This window comes from Brevibacterium sp. 'Marine' (assembly GCF_012844365.1).
GTDB lineage: Bacteria > Actinomycetota > Actinomycetes > Actinomycetales > Brevibacteriaceae > Brevibacterium.
In genome coordinates, this window is sequence record NZ_CP051626.1 from 1,220,277 (window position 1) to 1,236,266 (window position 15,990).

At 66.3% G+C, this 15,990-nt stretch carries 15 protein-coding genes; 12 read left to right on the forward strand and 3 right to left on the reverse strand.

Annotated elements, in window-relative coordinates; genetic code table 11:
- The first annotated feature begins 16 nt into the window (after nucleotides 1-16).
- The 11 genes from HF684_RS05320 to ccsB all read left to right on the forward strand — a co-directional run bounded on the left by HF684_RS05320 (nucleotide 17) and on the right by ccsB (nucleotide 12,529).
- Nucleotides 17-712, forward strand: a complete 696-nt coding sequence (locus HF684_RS05320) for a redox-sensing transcriptional repressor Rex (protein ID WP_169251663.1) — start codon at nucleotides 17-19, stop codon at nucleotides 710-712.
- Nucleotides 709-3,186, forward strand: coding sequence for a glutamyl-tRNA reductase (gene hemA / locus HF684_RS05325; protein WP_169251664.1), 2,478 nt, complete (start codon nucleotides 709-711; stop codon nucleotides 3,184-3,186). The genes HF684_RS05320 and hemA overlap by 4 nt, the downstream gene beginning before the upstream one ends.
- Nucleotides 3,183-4,787 (forward strand): uroporphyrinogen-III synthase, encoded by a 1,605-nt coding sequence (locus HF684_RS05330; RefSeq protein WP_169251665.1) that lies wholly within the window; start codon nucleotides 3,183-3,185, stop codon nucleotides 4,785-4,787. Before hemA ends, HF684_RS05330 begins: the two co-directional genes overlap by 4 nt.
- Before the next feature lies 1 nt (nucleotide 4,788).
- On the forward strand, nucleotides 4,789-5,817 hold the full coding sequence (hemB, locus tag HF684_RS05335) for a porphobilinogen synthase (RefSeq protein WP_169251666.1): 1,029 nt from the start codon (nucleotides 4,789-4,791) through the stop codon (nucleotides 5,815-5,817).
- Entirely contained in the window at nucleotides 5,817-6,284 is a 468-nt protein-coding gene (locus tag HF684_RS05340) for a MarR family transcriptional regulator (protein ID WP_169251667.1), read from the forward strand. The genes hemB and HF684_RS05340 overlap by 1 nt, the downstream gene beginning before the upstream one ends.
- Nucleotides 6,285-6,353: 69 nt before the next feature.
- Nucleotides 6,354-7,715, forward strand: coding sequence for a glutamate-1-semialdehyde 2,1-aminomutase (gene hemL, locus HF684_RS05345; RefSeq protein WP_169251668.1), 1,362 nt, complete (start codon nucleotides 6,354-6,356; stop codon nucleotides 7,713-7,715).
- Nucleotides 7,712-8,353, forward strand: coding sequence for a histidine phosphatase family protein (locus HF684_RS05350; RefSeq protein ID WP_169251669.1), 642 nt, complete (start codon nucleotides 7,712-7,714; stop codon nucleotides 8,351-8,353). Before hemL ends, HF684_RS05350 begins: the two co-directional genes overlap by 4 nt.
- Entirely contained in the window at nucleotides 8,350-8,949 is a 600-nt protein-coding gene (locus tag HF684_RS05355; RefSeq protein ID WP_169251670.1) for a TlpA disulfide reductase family protein, read from the forward strand. The genes HF684_RS05350 and HF684_RS05355 overlap by 4 nt, the downstream gene beginning before the upstream one ends.
- Entirely contained in the window at nucleotides 8,946-9,710 is a 765-nt protein-coding gene (locus HF684_RS05360; RefSeq protein ID WP_169251671.1) for a cytochrome c biogenesis protein CcdA, read from the forward strand. The genes HF684_RS05355 and HF684_RS05360 overlap by 4 nt, the downstream gene beginning before the upstream one ends.
- Nucleotides 9,710-11,377 carry a cytochrome c biogenesis protein ResB gene (locus HF684_RS05365; protein WP_248279124.1) on the forward strand — a complete coding sequence of 556 codons (1,668 nt, stop codon included), beginning with the start codon at nucleotides 9,710-9,712 and terminating at the stop codon, nucleotides 11,375-11,377. The genes HF684_RS05360 and HF684_RS05365 overlap by 1 nt, the downstream gene beginning before the upstream one ends.
- 150 nt (nucleotides 11,378-11,527) lie before the next feature.
- Nucleotides 11,528-12,529, forward strand: a complete 1,002-nt coding sequence (ccsB, locus tag HF684_RS05370; RefSeq protein ID WP_169251672.1) for a c-type cytochrome biogenesis protein CcsB — start codon at nucleotides 11,528-11,530, stop codon at nucleotides 12,527-12,529.
- Nucleotides 12,530-12,966: 437 nt separating this feature from the next.
- Here ccsB and HF684_RS05375 read toward each other — a convergent pair whose 3' ends face one another.
- Nucleotides 12,967-13,398, reverse strand: a complete 432-nt coding sequence (locus HF684_RS05375; RefSeq protein WP_169251673.1) for a PLD nuclease N-terminal domain-containing protein — start codon at nucleotides 13,396-13,398, stop codon at nucleotides 12,967-12,969.
- Nucleotides 13,399-13,482: 84 nt separating this feature from the next.
- On the opposite strand from HF684_RS05375, the gene HF684_RS05380 reads away from it, so the two are divergent.
- Entirely contained in the window at nucleotides 13,483-13,773 is a 291-nt protein-coding gene (locus HF684_RS05380) for a DUF4229 domain-containing protein (protein ID WP_169251674.1), read from the forward strand.
- Nucleotides 13,774-13,783: 10 nt separating this feature from the next.
- Here the strand turns inward: HF684_RS05380 and HF684_RS05385 are convergent, their stop codons facing one another.
- Together HF684_RS05385 and HF684_RS05390 are read right to left on the reverse strand one after the other, a co-directional pair.
- The gene (locus HF684_RS05385; protein ID WP_169251675.1) at nucleotides 13,784-14,716 is read right to left on the reverse strand and encodes a 1,4-dihydroxy-2-naphthoate polyprenyltransferase; all 933 of its coding nucleotides are present in this window, start codon (nucleotides 14,714-14,716) and stop codon (nucleotides 13,784-13,786) included.
- Between the two features lie 38 nt (nucleotides 14,717-14,754).
- The gene (locus HF684_RS05390; RefSeq protein ID WP_169251676.1) at nucleotides 14,755-15,990 is read right to left on the reverse strand and encodes an AMP-binding protein; all 1,236 of its coding nucleotides are present in this window, start codon (nucleotides 15,988-15,990) and stop codon (nucleotides 14,755-14,757) included.

Below are 15,990 nucleotides of genomic sequence, written 5' to 3' on the forward strand. Positions count from 1 at the left end.
GGAGTGAGGCGGATTCGTGGGCGAGATTCTGTCCGCCAACAGGATTGAGGGTGTCGTTCGCAAGGACGTCCCCGAGCGCGTGATATCCCGGCTCCCGATCTATCTGCAGACCGTCGAGACGGTCGCCGCCACCGGCCAGGACACAATTTCGTCGGAGGACCTCGCCGCGCGCAGCGGTGTGTCCCCGTCGATTCTGCGCAAGGACCTGTCTCAGCTGGGGCGATCGGGAACCCGCGGGGTCGGCTACTCCTGTCCGGAGCTGGCCGCGACCCTGCGGACGTTCCTCGGCCTCGACCGCGACCGGCGCGTCGCCATCATCGGGGCCGGACGCCTCGGTTCGGCGCTGGCCGACTATGCCGGATTCCGGCGCCGCGGTCTGCGGCTGACCGCCGTGTTCGACATCGACGAGGAGAAGATCGGCACCTCCATCGGTGCCCTGACCGTCTCCTCCCTGGACGACCTGCCCGCCTGGTCCGAGCACATCGACCTGGTGGTCATGGCCGTCCCCGCAGCCGCGGCATCCGCGGCGGCCCAGAAGGCCGTCGAAGCAGGTGTGCGCGGCATTCTCAATTTCTCACCCACCGTGCTCGACGCACCGGATACCGTCCGTGTCCATCAAGTCGACTTGGCCAGTGAGCTGCAAGTACTCGCATACTATTCGGCGCTGGACACGGCACCGCTCAACCCTGGTTTTGAGGAGCACAGGAATTGACTCTCTTGGTTCTCGGCATTTCACATCAGTCGGCTCCGATCGACATGCTCGATCGCATGGCCTTCGGCGCCGGTGAGGTCGGCACTCTGCGCCGCGACGCCCTGGCCGGAGAGAATGTCGAAGGACTCGCGGTGCTCTCGACGTGCAATCGTCTCGAACTCATCGCCGATGTCTCCGCCTTCCACGGGGGACTGGCCGACCTCGGCAATGCACTCGTGTCCTCGATCGACAAAGAGTGGTCCGATATCGCCGGGCACTTCTACGCGCACTACGACCATCAGGCCATGGAGCACCTGCTCAAGGTCGCCTGCGGGCTCGACTCGATGGCCATCGGCGAAGCTCAGATCCTCGGTCAGCTGCGCTCGTCGTTCACGGAATCGCAGTCGGACAAGGCACTGACGTCCGAACTCTCCCAAGCGCTGCAGCAGGCGCTGCGGGTCGGCAAGCGCGCCCATTCGGAGACCGACCTCGGTGATGTCGCCCGGTCGCTGTTCGGTGCCGGCCTCGAAGCGTCAGCCGCGCATATCGGCTCCCTGCGCGCCGCCAATGCCCTGGTCATCGGCGCCGGAGCCATGTCGGGCCTCGTGGTGTCCGGACTGCACAAGGAAGGCGTCGCCCACATCACCGTGCTCAACCGCACCCTCGACAAGGCCGAACGCCTCGTCGCCGAGGTGGGCGGACGAGCGCGCGAACTCACCCCGCGGATCATGGCCGAAGAGATCGCCGACGCCGACCTCATCGTCTCCTGCACCGGTGCTCGAGGAGTCGTGGTCAGCCGTGACGACATCGTCGCAGGGCTCTCACAGAACCCCAAGGGCGCCGCGAACAAGGCTTTCATCGACCTCGCCCTGCCGCACGACATCGACCCCAGCGTCCGCGAGTTCGAACATGTCGCCCTCTTCGGTCTCGGAGAGATCCGCGAACTCCTGCGCGGATCCGACAGGGAAAGCGACGCGAAGGTCGCCGGCACCATCGACGAAGTCCGCACCATCATCTCCGCCGAGCTGGAGAACATCGCCACCGGCTACCGGGAGCGTTCGGTCGCTCCGACCGTGACCGCTCTGCGCTCCCACGCCAAAGATGTGCTCGCCTCCGAGACCCAGCGCCTGGAGAAGAAGCTCGGTGACTCCGTCGACGACAAGGCCTTCGCAGAGATCCGAAAATCCCTGCACCGCGTGGCGGAGAAGCTCATCCACACCCCGACCGTGAAGGTCAAGGAACTCGCCGTGACCGAATCCGAGGTCGACTACGCCCAAGCGCTCATGCAGCTTTTCGACCTGCCGGTCAACAAGGTCGCCCACGCCAAGACCACGCCCGAGACGAAGGTCGCAAAGGCCGCCAGCGCCCACCACGTCGAAGCCGACGGCATCCGCCCGGTTGCCGATCACACCCTCGACATCGTCGAACCCGAACACTTCAGCGGTCGCACCGTGCGTCTGGGCACCCGCCGGTCCCAGCTCGCCCGGTCCCAGTCCACAGCGATCGCCCACCAGATCGCGGCGCTGACCGGTTGGCGCGTCGAGATCGTCGAGGTCGTCACCGAGGGCGATGTCAACATGTCGCCCCTGGCCGGTTTCGGCGGCACCGGAGTCTTCGTCTCCGCCGTCCGACAGGCCCTCCACCAGGGCAAGATCGATCTGGCCGTGCACTCGCTCAAGGACCTGCCCACCACCCCCGAGGCGGGAATCCAGATGGCAGCCATCCCGCCGCGCGTCGACCCGGCCGATGTCCTCATCGGCCGTGACGGGCTCGGTCTGGCCGACCTTCCCGCCGGATCCGTCATCGGCACCGGTTCGCCGCGTCGTGCCGTGCAGCTGCGTGCGGCACGTCCCGATATCGAGGTCCGGGGTGTGCGCGGAAACGTCGACACCCGCATCGCCCACGTCCGCGACGGCCGCCTCGATGCCGTCGTCCTCGCCGCGGCCGGCGTCCGTCGCATCGGCCGTCTCGCCGAGGCCACCGACTCGCTCAACTTCGACGTCATGCTCCCGGCGCCCGGCCAGGGAGCACTGGCGGTGGAGACGCGCAGCGCCGACAGCGCCTTCGCCACCACCGCGGACATCCTCGACGGGGATGCCGAGGTCCGGGCCGCTCTGCGTCGGATCCACGACCAGACCACCGACCTCGCCGTGACCTGCGAACGGGCGATCCTCTCCCGCGCCGAAGCCGGCTGCTCGGCTCCCATCGGCGCGCTGGCGAAGATCCAAGGCACCGAATTCATCGTCGACGCCGTCATGGCCGATGATGACGGCAAGCTCGCCCGTACCCGTCAGAGTGCCGAACTGCCCGCACTCCTCGACGTCGACTGGAGCACCGCCGGCGATCAGCAGCTGTCGGTGACCGAGAAGGAACTGGCCCGTGTCGCGGACGAACTCGGCACCGCCGCCGCCGAGGACCTCCTGGGCAGGCTCGGCATCGATCCTGCAGCCAGCGCCGATCACCTCACCCCAGTCAAGGTTCAGGAGCAGGGATGAACAGCCAACCGACAACGGGCCAGGTGCAGCCGCGCCGACTCCTGCCGGCAGCCCCGCGCGTCGTCTTCATCGGCAGCGGACCCGGCGAATCGGGTCTGATGACGATGCGCGGCGCCGAAATCCTCGCCACCGCCGAAACCGTCGTCTACGACGCCGACGTCCATTCCGAGATCGTCACCGCCTATGTGCCGCAGGCCGCCACGCTCATCGATGCCGCCGACCTCGGAGTCGCCGCCTCGACCCGCGGCCGGCGGATGGCCGAACTCGCCCGCCCGGACAAGACCGTGGTGCGGCTGAGCTCGGACGACGGAATCATCTTCACGACCACGACCGCTGAAGCCGGAGTCTGCCGCAAGGAACAGGTCGAGGTCGAGATCGTGCCCGGAGTCGGACTCTCCGCCTCGACAGCGGCCTACACCGGAACCGCGCTGACGACCAACCGCGTCCGATCCGTGCGCTTCATCGAAGCCGGACCGCAGACCCATGTCGACGTCTCCCGCCACCGCAACACCACACATGTCCTCACCGGCAGCGCCGCCGCCCACGAACAGGCCATCGAGGCACTGCTCGCCGATGGCTGGGACGAGGACACGAATGTCCTCCTCGGGTGGGGCATCTCCACGGTCGAGCAGACAAGCGTGGAGACGACCTTGAGACAGGCGCTGTCCATGGCGCAGACAGGTTCGGATCGTATGGTGGTGATCATGGGACAGGGAGTGGAATCCAGAGGAGAACTCAGCTGGTTCGAATCCAAACCGCTCTTCGGCTGGCAGGTGCTCATCCCACGGACGAAGGAACAGGGGACCTCCACGGCAGAAGCCCTGGCCGAACTCGGTGCTGTCGGCACCGTCGTGCCCACCATCGCCGTCCAGCCGCCGCGCACACCGACCCAGATGGAGAAGGCGATCCGCGGCCTCGTCGACGGATCCTACGAATGGGTCGGATTCACCTCCGTCAACGCCGTGCGCGCGGTGCGCATGTGGTTCGAAGACTTCGGGCTCGACTCCCGGTCGATGGCCGGAGTCAAGGTCGCAGCCGTCGGAGGCCGTACCGCCGCAGCGCTGGTCGACTGGGGAATCACCCCCGACCTCGTCCCCGATGGGGAGCACTCCGCACGTGGCCTGGCCGCAGCCTGGCCGGACTTCGTCGATGACATCGACCCAATGAACACGGTGCTCCTGCCCCGTGCCGACATCGCCACCGAGGTGCTCGTGGCCGGGCTGTTGGAGAAGGGCTGGGACCCCGACGACGTCACCGCCTACCGCACGGTCCGCGCCTCTCCGCCGCCGGCGCCGATCCGCGAATCGATCAAGGCCGGCGATTTCGACGCCTTCCTCTTCACCTCCTCATCGACGGTGCGCAACCTCGTCGGCATCGCCGGCAAACCCGCCCCCACCTCGGTGATCTGCTGCATCGGCCCGGCGACGGCGAACACCGCGGCCGAACACGGACTGCGTGTCGACGTCCTCGCCGAGGAAGCCAACCTCACCTCGCTCATCGACGGACTCGTCGATTTCGCACTCACCCAGCGCGCCGACGACGTGGAAGCCGGGATCTCCCCGCAGCGTCCGAGCCAGAAGCGCCGCAGAAGGAAGGCCTGACATGTCATTGGTCCCAGGAACAGTCCGTCCCCGTCGGCTGCGGTCGAGCTCGGCCCTGCGCCGGCTCGTCTCCGAGGTGCGCCTCCACCCCTCCGACCTCATCCTGCCGATGTTCGTCAAGGAGGGGCTGAGCGAACCGCTGCCGCTCGGGGGAATGCCCGGAGTCGTCCAGCACACGCTGGACTCCCTGCTCGAGGCCGCCCGCGAAGCGGTGGCGGCCGGCGTCGGCGGACTCATGCTCTTCGGCATCCCCGAACACAAGGACGAGGTCGGCTCACAGGCCGACGACCCCGGCGGAATCCTCAACCGGGCGCTGTCGCTGCTGGCCGCCGAACTCGGCGATGACACCGTGATCATGGCGGACCTGTGCCTCGACGAATTCACCTCCCACGGTCACTGCGGAGTCCTCGATCGGGACGGGGGAGTCGACAACGACGCCACCCTCGACCGCTACGCCTCGATGGCACTGGCCCAGGCCCGCGCCGGGGCCGAGGTGCTCGGGCTGTCGGGCATGATGGACGGTCAGGTCGCCTACTGCCGTGAGGCACTCGACGCCGCCGGATTCACCGATACCGTCGTCATGGGCTACACCGCGAAATACGCCTCCGCCTTCTACGGTCCCTTCCGCGAAGCCGTCGACTCCGAACTCAAGGGCGACCGCAAGACCTACCAGCAGGATCCCGCGAACGGTCGCGAAGCGCTGCGCGAACTCGGCCTCGACCTCGCCGAAGGCGCCGACATCGTCATGGTCAAGCCCGGCCTGCCGTATCTCGATGTGCTCGCCGAGGTGGCCCAGGAATCCATCGTCCCCGTGTGGACCTACCAGGTGTCCGGGGAATACGCGATGATCGAATTCGCGGCCGCCGCCGGAGCCATCGACCGGGAGAAGGCGATCGACGAATCCCTCATCGCCTTCAAACGTGCCGGCTCCGACGCGATACTGACCTACTGGGCCACCGAGGTCGCCCAGCGCCTCCGAACCGAGGCCGAAGGTCACCTGCCGAACCGCACAGCAGCCGGAGGCCGGTGATGAGCGAGCCACGCTGGCTGTCGGCCATCGACCAGAGGGCCTGGCGCAGCTACCTCAACGGCTCGCAGCTGCTGAGCACACAGTTGGACAAGGAGCTGCGGGACAAGCACGGCATCGGCCTGCCCGAATATGAGATCCTCGTGCGTCTGTCCGAACACGATGACCGGACGATGCGGATGGCGCTGCTGGCCACCGACACGACCATGTCCCGATCCCGGCTGACCCACAGCGTCGCCCGCATGGAGAAGCGGGGACTGCTGGAGCGCTCCGCCATCCCCGAGGACGGCCGCGGAGTCAACTGTGTGATGACCGAGGCCGGATGGCAGCTGCTGCAGGCCGCCGCTCCCGACCATGTCTCCGGAGTCCGCAGCCACCTCGTCGATCTCCTCGACCCCGAGGAGATGACGACCCTGGGCCGGATCTTCACCAAAGTGTTCGACCATATGACCGACATCGACGGCGCCTGAGCCGTCCGCACGCGTAACTGAGAACGATCCCGGGACGCAACCCGACCCGCGAAGAATCAGAGGAGAACCATGACGACAGCAGAGACGAACGGTCACACCACCGATCGGTCCGCCGCCCTCTTCACCCGCGCCGAGGCGGTCATCCCCGGTGGAGTGAACTCCCCGGTCCGCGCGTTCAAGGCCGTCGGCGGAACCCCCCGGTTCATCACCGAGGCGACCGGTGCGTGGCTGCGCGACGCCGACGGCAACGACTACATCGACCTCATCGGATCCTGGGGGCCGATGATCATGGGCCACTCCCGCCCCGAGGTCGTCGCCGCCGTCCATGAAGCCGCCGTCAAGGGCTTCTCCTTCGGCACTCCGTCGACCGGTGAGGTCGAACTCGCCGAGGAGATCGTTCGCCGCGTCGATCCCGTCGACCAGGTGCGTCTCGTGTCCTCGGGCACCGAGGCGACGATGTCGGCGATCCGCCTGGCCCGCGGATACACCGGCCGGTCCAAGGTCGTGAAGTTCGCGGGCTGCTACCACGGTCACGTCGACTCGCTGCTGGCCCAGGCCGGCTCCGGACTGGCCACCTTCTCCCTGCCCGACACTCCCGGAGTCACCGGAGCCCAGGCGCAGGACACGATCGTCGTCGACTACAACGACGCTGCCGGGCTCGAAGCCGTGTTCGCCGAACACGGCGAGGACATCGCCTGCGTCATCACGGAGGCGAGCCCCGGCAATATGGGCGTCGTGCCTCCCCGCGACGGCTTCACGAACACGATCCGCCGCCTGACCAAGGCTCATGGCGCGCTGATGATCAGCGACGAGGTGATGACCGGCTTCCGCGTCTCCGCCGCCGGCTGGTACGGATACGAAGCCGACACCCTCGGCTATCCTGACGGGCCGGCCGACCTGTTCACCTTCGGCAAGGTCATGGGCGGCGGCTTCCCGGCAGCGGCCTTCGGCGGTCGCGCCGACGTCATGGCGCACCTCGCCCCGTCCGGGCCCGTCTACCAGGCCGGAACGCTGTCGGGCAATCCGGTGGCCACCGCTGCCGGGCTGGCCACGCTCACGCTGACGACCGAACTGGACGTGTACTCGCATATCGGTCGTGCCGCGGACATTCTCCGTCCAGCAGTCGCTGCGAGCCTGGAGGCCGAAGGCGTCGCCCACGTCATCCAGTCCGCGAACTCGATGTTCTCCGTGTTCTTCACCGACACCGATGTGACGAATTACGACCAGGCCCGGGCGCAGAACGTCGACCGCTACACCGCATTCTTCAATGCCATGCTCGATCAGGGCATCCACATGCCCCCGAGCGCGTTCGAAGCCTGGTTCCTCTCGTACGCCCACACCGATGAGATCCTCGACCGGATCATCAGCGCCCTGCCTGCGGCGGCCAAGGCCGCGGCCGCAGTTCCGGAGGCCGGGAAGGCGCAGTCATGACGACCATCCACCTCGTCCGCCACGGCGAAGTCGACAACCCCGAGGGCGTCCTCTACGGTCGTCTGCCGCATTTCGGCCTCACCGAGCGCGGACATGAGATGGCCGTGCGCGTCGCCGAGCACTTCCACGCCGCATCCACTCGTCCGGTCGAACTCGTCGCCTCTCCGCTGCTGCGGGCCCAGCAGACGATTCGTCCGCTGTCGAAGTCCCTCGACCTGCCGGTGTTCGACGACGACCGGGTCATCGAGGCGGCGAACTCCTTCGAGGGGCAGAAGCTCAATGCCCGCAGGCTCGCCGAACCGAAGAACCTGGTGCGCCTCTACAACCCGCTCATCCCGTCCTGGGGAGAGCCGTACAAGCAGATCGTGCTGCGGATGCGGGCGGCGATGGCGAGTCTGCGTGCCAAACTCCACCTCCATGGCCCCGACGCAGAGGGCGTCATCGTCTCCCACCAGCTTCCGATCTGGATGACCCGCCTGTCGGGGGAGGGACGTTCGCTCGTCCACGACCCGCGCAGACGTGAATGTGACCTGGCTTCTATCACCAGTTTCACATTCGATTCCTCCACACTGGTGTCCGTGAGTTACGAGAGCATCTGTGCGGATCTGCAGCCGGGCACCGCGGTGGCGGGAGCATGAGTCTCGGTCGCCATCCCCTCAACCGGCGGGCCCTCTTCACCTCGGCGCTCGCCGCCGGCACGGCCCTGGCGCTCAGCGCCTGCAGCGAGAACGATGAGCTGGCCGATCAGGCCGGATCCGACCAGGGCTACGTCTCCGGTTCGGGCGTCGTCTCGCAGGTGGCGGTCGAGGATCGGGGGAAGCCTCTTGAACTGAGCTTCGAGACCCTCGACGGAGAGTCGATGTCGCTGGCAGATCTGCGCCCGACTCCGGTCGTCGTCAACCTCTGGTACGCGGCGTGCCCGCCGTGCCGGAAGGAAGCCCCGGACCTGAAATCGGTGTCCGAGGAGTTCGGGGACAAGGCCCAGTTCATCGGCGTCAACGTCCGCGACCAAGAGGCCGCGGCCAACGCGTTCATTCAGAACTACCAGGTGCCGTACCCGAACATGCTCGATTCGAACGGTGAGATGGTCTCCCTGCTCTCCGGCGTCCTGCCTCCGCAGGCCACCCCCTCGACGGTTGTCCTCGATGCGCAGGGTCGGGCGGCAGCCAGAGTCGTCGGCGAGGTCGACTCGTCGACTCTCAAGGGACTCATCGAGGACGTGCTGTCCGAGTGAGTGGGCTCGGGGCGGACTTCGCCCAGACCGTCCTCTCGGGACCGCTGCTGTTGGCTGCCGGCGCGGCGGCCCTGGCCGGTCTCGTCTCGTTCGTCTCTCCGTGCGTGCTGCCCCTGGTGCCCGGCTACGTCGGGTACGTCACGGGGCTGTCCGGATCCTCGCTGAAGGACAAGCAGACGTGGCGAGTGGTCGTGGGCATCAGCCTGTTCGTCCTCGGCTTCACAGTCGTCTTCGTGCTGTTGGGAACCAGCTTCTCCGCGCTCGGAGCGCTGTTCTCCCAGTGGCAGTCGATCATCCTCCGCGTCCTCGGCGTCATCGTCATCCTCGCCGGTTTCGTGTTCATGGGCGGTTTCGGCCTGCTCCAGAACGAACATCGGATCCGTGCCAGACCGAAGGCCGGGCTCTGGGGTGCACCGGTGCTCGGAGCGACCTTCGCCCTCGGCTGGGCACCGTGTGTGGGTCCGACCCTGTCAGCTGTGCTGAGCATGTCGGTGAGTTTCGGCGGTGACGGGATGATCTGGCGCGGAGCGCTGCTGGCCTTCGTCTACTGCCTGGGTCTGGGCATCCCGTTCATCCTCCTGGCGCTGGCGATCCACAAGGGCGCCGGACGACTCGTTTGGGTGCGCAGGCATCAGACCGCGATCGTGCGCGCCGGGGGCATCATGCTCATCATCCTCGGTGTGCTCATGGCCAGCGGCGTATGGAACATGTGGATGACCTCTCTGCAAGGTCTCATCAACGGATTCGAAGTGGTGATCTAGTGGCGGGCTCAACCGACGACTCGGAGAAGACGCAGTCGACATCGGGTGCGACATCGACGGCGAAGCAGGGGGACAAGCCTGTCGCGAAGTCGACGGTGACGCAGCCGCAGCTCGGGTTCCGCGGTATGTGCCGGTGGGCGTGGACGCAGCTGACGACGATGCGTGTGGCTCTGATCCTCCTGCTCATCCTCGCGCTCGCTGCGATCCCCGGCTCTCTGCTGCCGCAGCGGATCCAGGACCCGGGCCGGGTGAACACCTTCCTGGAGAACAACGGTGCGTGGGGGCAGTTCCTCGACACCATCCAGATGTTCGACGTGTACTCGTCCATCTGGTTCTCCGCGATCTATCTGCTGCTGATGATCTCGCTCGTCGGCTGCGTCGTCCCGCGCACCAAACAGCACTGGAAGGCGATGCGCTCGTCCCCGCCCAAAGCACCGAGGCGGCTGTCCCGGATGCCCGGATACGCCTCCTTCACCTCGGAGCAGGCAGACGCACACACCCGTGAACACGCGGACGAGGCCTTCCTCGACGCCGCGGAAGCCCGGTTGAAGAAGTCCGGTTACCGGATCAATCGGCAGTCCGATCACATCGCCGCAGAGCGCGGATATCTCCGCGAGACCGGCAACCTCGTCTTCCACATCGCGCTTCTCATGGCGACCCTGACGATGGCGATCGGTTCGCTGTTCGGCTACGAAGGTCAGCGCATCCTCGTCGAGGGTGAGACGTTCTCGAACTCGCTGGTCTCCTACGATTCCTTCGAACCCGGTTCCTACTACGATGCGGACAATCTGCCGGACTTCCGGCTCAAGCTCGATTCCTTCACCTCCACCTTCGACGATCAGGCGGCGGGCAATCAGTTCGGTCAGCCGCGCACCTTCGATGCGAAGGTGACGACGACGGCGGACGGGGAGACCGAATCGCACGTGCTCAAGGTCAACGAACCGGTGCGCGTGGGCGGCGTCGGCGTCTACCTCACCGGCAACGGCTACGCCCCCGAGGTGACCGTGCGAGATGCGAAGGGCGATATCGTCCAGTCCGGTCCGCAGGTGTTCATCCCGGACGGCGGAGACCCCGGTTACACCTCCGAAGGCGTCATCAAGGTCCCGGACTCGGCCGGCACGCAGATGGGGTTCGTCGGCGTGTTCCTGCCCACGGCCGGACAGAATGAGGACGGGGAGCTGATCTCGAGCTTCGCCGAGCTGCGCAATCCCTACCTCGTGATGAGCGGGTACACCGGTGACCTCGGCCTTGATTCGGGAGTCCCGCAGTCCGTGTACACCCTCGATGCCGACAACATGACGGAGATGACCGATGAGTCGGGTAATCCGCTCGTCATCCAGCTCGCCGAGGGGGAGACGCAGAACCTGCCGAACGGCGGTTCGGTGACCTTCGACGGAGTCAAGAAGTACATCGCCGTCGACATCTCCCAGGACCCGACGCAGGCGCTCATGCTCATCAGTGCGATCCTCGTTCTGGGTGGGCTCGGCCTGTCCCTGTTCATTCCCCGCCGCCGCGTCTGGGTGCGGATCAGGAACGGCGACGCCGAGGTGGCCGCCCTGGCCCGTGGTGAGGATCCGATGGTCGAACGCGCCGTCGATGACCTGGTGAAGGCCCTGCGCGATCCGGAGCCCGATGAGGGCGCAGACGGTGAGGACGACGAAAGATGAACCCGAAGTACTACGGGGAGTAGAATAGCCGCGGAGTGTGTTGCCTCCGGTCTCCTCGCGGAATCGGACGGGCGCACAACGACATCAGGACAGACAGACAGTCTGGCAGCAGCATGCGATAGAAGAGCACTCCTGTGGTGCGGAGGATGAATGGACGTCAACACTGACCTCGCAATGTGGTCGAACCAGCTGATCATCTCGGCGATGATCGTCTACGCCGTCGCCATGATCTTCTACGCCTTCGATCTCTTCGGCAAACGCGAACTCAAGACCTCGGAATCCGAGATCACCACCTCGGCCAAGGCCAGCACGGTGCGGCGGACGAATCGGAAGACGGCGACGACTGCGGTCCTCGACCGGCCGGGCGACGACTCCGGCGCGGTGGAGTCGTCCCGGAAGAACCGGCACCGCGGAGCCCGCATCGGCACCTCGCTGCTCGTGCTCGCCATGCTCCTCCATGTCGGCGGCGTGCTCACCCGTGCCCTGTCGGTGGCTCGTGTGCCGTGGGGCAACATGATGGAGTACGTGCTGACGGCCACAGCGATCACCGTCATCGTCTACCTCCTCGTGCTGACGAAGAAGGACGTCCGCTACCTGGGAACGTTCGTCTCCGGGGGAGTGCTGCTGTGCCTGGGACTGGCGATCACCGTCTTCTACACCCCTGCCGCGAAGCTCATCCCGGCGCTGGATTCGTACTGGATCGCCATCCACGTGCCGATCGCGATCCTCTCGACCTCACTGCTCTACATCTCTGCGATCCTCGCGGTCTTCCAGATCCTCAAGAGCGTGCATGAGACCAAGGACCCGAAGTGGCTGCGGTTCCTGCACCGTCTGCCCTCGAGCACCGACCTGGAGCGCACCTCGTACACGATCGCAGCTGTCGGCTTCATCACCTGGACCTTCACCCTCATCGCCGGTGCCATCTGGGCCGAGGTTGCCTGGAGCCGCTACTGGGGCTGGGACTCGAAGGAGATCTGGACGTTCGTCGTCTGGGTCATCTACGCCGCGTACCTGCACGCCCGTGCGACCCGCGGTTGGGGTCCGACGAAGGTGGCGGTGCTCAACCTCATCGGCATCGCCTCGGTGATCTTCAACTTCACCGTCGTCAACATGTACTTCAACGGCCTGCACTCATACTCCGGCCTCGACTGAGGCGCTGCGTCGCTCTCAGGGCCGCTCTGACGTCCTGCATCGGGAGCCACCGCCGCACTCGGGAGCGACCACCCGCACCCGGGAGCCATAACTGCTGACGGCCCAGTCTGCGGCGAACAGCCCATGTTTGAAACTGGGCTCTCCATCTCAGACTGTGCCGTTTGCGTGTTGGTTCGATGCCGTGATCAGGCGGCGGACGACAGTTTCGGCTCAGTCTGCTCTGAAATCACCACGTTCTTCGGTGTGCAATTCAGAGAAAGCAATGACTATTCGCCGAATCGCAGCATGGCAACGCACCTGGTTCACAACAGCAGCTGGCCCGCGAGGGGTCTCTTATCGCGGAGGCGTCTTCACGCGAGGATGGTCTCGCACACCAGATGGGTCTTCACGCGAGGATGGTCTCGCACCGCTGAGGCGATAGTGCGCCGAGGATGTGCTCAGTTGGAGCGGCCGCGGCCGTCGCCTTTGGTGCCCCGGTCATCGGAGTCGGCGGAGGAGTCAGCGGGACCGCTGTCGTCGTCCGATTCGGTGGAGTCATCGTGCGGGGGATTCGTCTCATCGCCGTCCTCCGCCGGAGGCGCGTGCTTGCCGAGCTTGAGTTCGCGGTCCACCTGTCGCAGGTAGTCCGGATCGTCATCGGGGGCGACCTGACCGCGAGGGCGTGTGCCGCGCGTGGGCTTGTCCTCCGAACCGCGACCGAACAGGTACCAGAGGATGAATCCGAGGACGGGAATGATGAGGATGATCAGTGCCCACGCAGGTTTGGGCAGGACTCGAATCAGACCCCGATCGCGCAGCAGACAATCGAAGAGTCCGTACAGTGTCACCGCTGCCGCCAGGACGATCGCGGCAATGAGTAATCGAGCCATGCACCAAGGATAGTCCACCAACCTGAGCGCGGCCTCCAGCGGGCGGTGACAAGACTGTCACGATCGGAGGCTAAAATTAGGACAATGCGCACCTTCTGGCTCTACACACTCGCACGCTTCGGCCTCATCATCGCCGCCGGCCTCGTCCTGTTTCCGTTCCTCGGCTTCAATCTGGTCATGGCGATCGCCGCCATCATCATCGGGGCACTGCTGAGCTATCTGCTGCTGGGCAAGATGCGCGCCAAGGCGGCGACCGAGATCGAAGCGAAGGTGGCCAAGCGCGCGTCGAAGCCTAAGCGCGTCGGCGCCGATGAGGCGGCAGAGGACGAGATCGTCGAAGAGCGTCTCGGAGAAGACGGCGGCCAGTCCAACTGAACCTGGCGCCTCAGAGCGCCAAACCGAGGCCCATCAGCGCGGAGAAGGCCAATCCGGTCAGTCCGGTGGATTTGATCGGCGGAATCAGCCCTGGACCCGTCGTGCCGCTGAGCACCGTCTTGAGCGGACTCAGCGCTGGGACGAGGGCGAGGATCGCCAAGGCGACGGCGGGATGTCCGTCGAGGATCGCCAGCGCCAGCAGCGCGAAGGGCAGCAGCACGAGCACCGCGTAGGCGATGCGCGCGGCATTGTCGCCCATCTTCACGGCCAGAGTGATCTTGCCCGCCTCGATGTCGGTGGGAATGTCGCGGAGGTTGTTGACCATGAGCACGGCCGAAGCCAGTGATCCGATCGCGACGGCACCGGCCCAACCGCTGAGGCTGAGGTGACCGACCTGCATCCACATCGTGCCTAAGGTGGCGACAAGGCCAAAGAACACGAAGACGAACACCTCACCGAGGCCCATGTAGCCATAGGGGCGTCTGCCGCCGGTGTAGAACCAGGCGGCGGCGACGGCGGCGGCCCCGACGATGAGGAACCACCACGCCTGCGAGATAAGGATGAGCACGATGCCTGCAACCCCGGCCAGGCCGAAGAAGATGAAAGCCGCCCGTTTGACCGCATGGGGTTCGGCCAGCCCGGTCGCCGTGAGACGGACGGGTCCGACACGTTCGTCATCGGTGCCGCGGATGCCGTCGGAGTAGTCGTTGGCGTAGTTCGAACCGATCTGCAGGCACAGAGAGACGAGGAGGGCGAGAAACCCGCGCAGCAGGATCTGCGTGAGGCTGACATGCTCGTCGTTGCCGGAGATGTCGTCGAGGATGAACGCGGTGAATCCGCCGAGGGAACCGATAGCGGCACCGGTTCCGATGAGGACGGGTGCGAGAGCCAGGGGCAGAGTTCGCAGTCGAGCTCCAGAAATCCACTGGGCGGCATCAGCCATAGGTCTCGCTCACCTTCCTGTCGGTTTGTGGAGCCGTCTTATATTACCGGTTGTTCACCGGTATGGGTATTCGGATCGTTCGCCATGAGATCCGCGGCGATCCGGGCCGCCGCCTGGCGATCGGGTTTGCCGATCGAGCGGTTCGGAATCTCCGCGACCGGGAAGACGAGCTGCGGCAGCAGATACCCCGTCATCCCATGGTCGAGGGCGTTGAGTCGCTGTGCCGATTCTCGCGGATTCTCCGCTTCGACTCCACCGTCGTCGGCAGTCCGGACGAGTGCGACGATGAGTTTGCCCCATTCCTCATCGGGCACCCAGGTCACGAGCATCTCCGCGATTCCCGCCTTCTGCCAGCTCGGCAGCAGCCCGGTCTCCAGGGCGTGCGGGGAGACGTTCGTGCCCCCGGAGACGATGATGTCATCGGCGCGACCGAGCACACTGAGCACGCCGGAGTCGATCCGTCCCAGATCACTGGTGTGCATGATCCGCCGTCCCGCTTCGTCGACGGTGAGGTCGGGGGAGTCGACCGGGCCGATGGTCCCGTCGTCGCCGATCTCGACGTAGCCGTCGGCGACGACGGGTCCGGTCAGGTCGATCGTCCCTGCCTCGGTGATGGTCACCTCGACCCCGTCGAAGGGCACGCCGTCATAGACGCAGCCGCCCGCCGTCTCGCTCATCCCGTAGGTCCGCACGATCGCCAGCCCCGCGGCTTCGGCCCGGTCGAGCAGCGACGGTGAGATCGCCGCTCCGCCGAGGAGGATGTGCGCGATCCGTCCGGCCGCCTCGGTGGCGGAGCCGTCCTCGAGGATCCGGTGGAGTTGGGTGGGCACGATCGAGGTGTACGTCGGTCGGTCGCCCGCCCGCTCCACCAAGGCGGTGACCTCGGTGGCGAAGGATTGGGCGGTGAACCTCGCCGAGGCGGCCCTGACCGGGGCTCGGCCGGCCAAGCGGGCGCGCAGCTCGACCTGGAACCCGGCGATGTGGTTGACCGGCAGGCACAGGTGCCAGTCGCCGGGTCCGGAGAGGAACCGTTCGGTCGCCCGGGCCGAGGCTGTGAGAGCGTCTGCTGACAACGCCACCGCTTTCGCCTTCCCCGTCGACCCGGAGGTGAAGAGGATCAGCGCCGGAGCAGGGCCCGGTCCTGCCCAATTGCGGAAAGCCGCCTCGGTGACGGCGCCGTCGCGATCCGACGGAAGGATGAGGATCGACGTCCCGGTCAGTGCCCGATCGATGGCCTCGGGCAGCTCGGCGGGCTGCAGTTCGCGTGCGGTCAT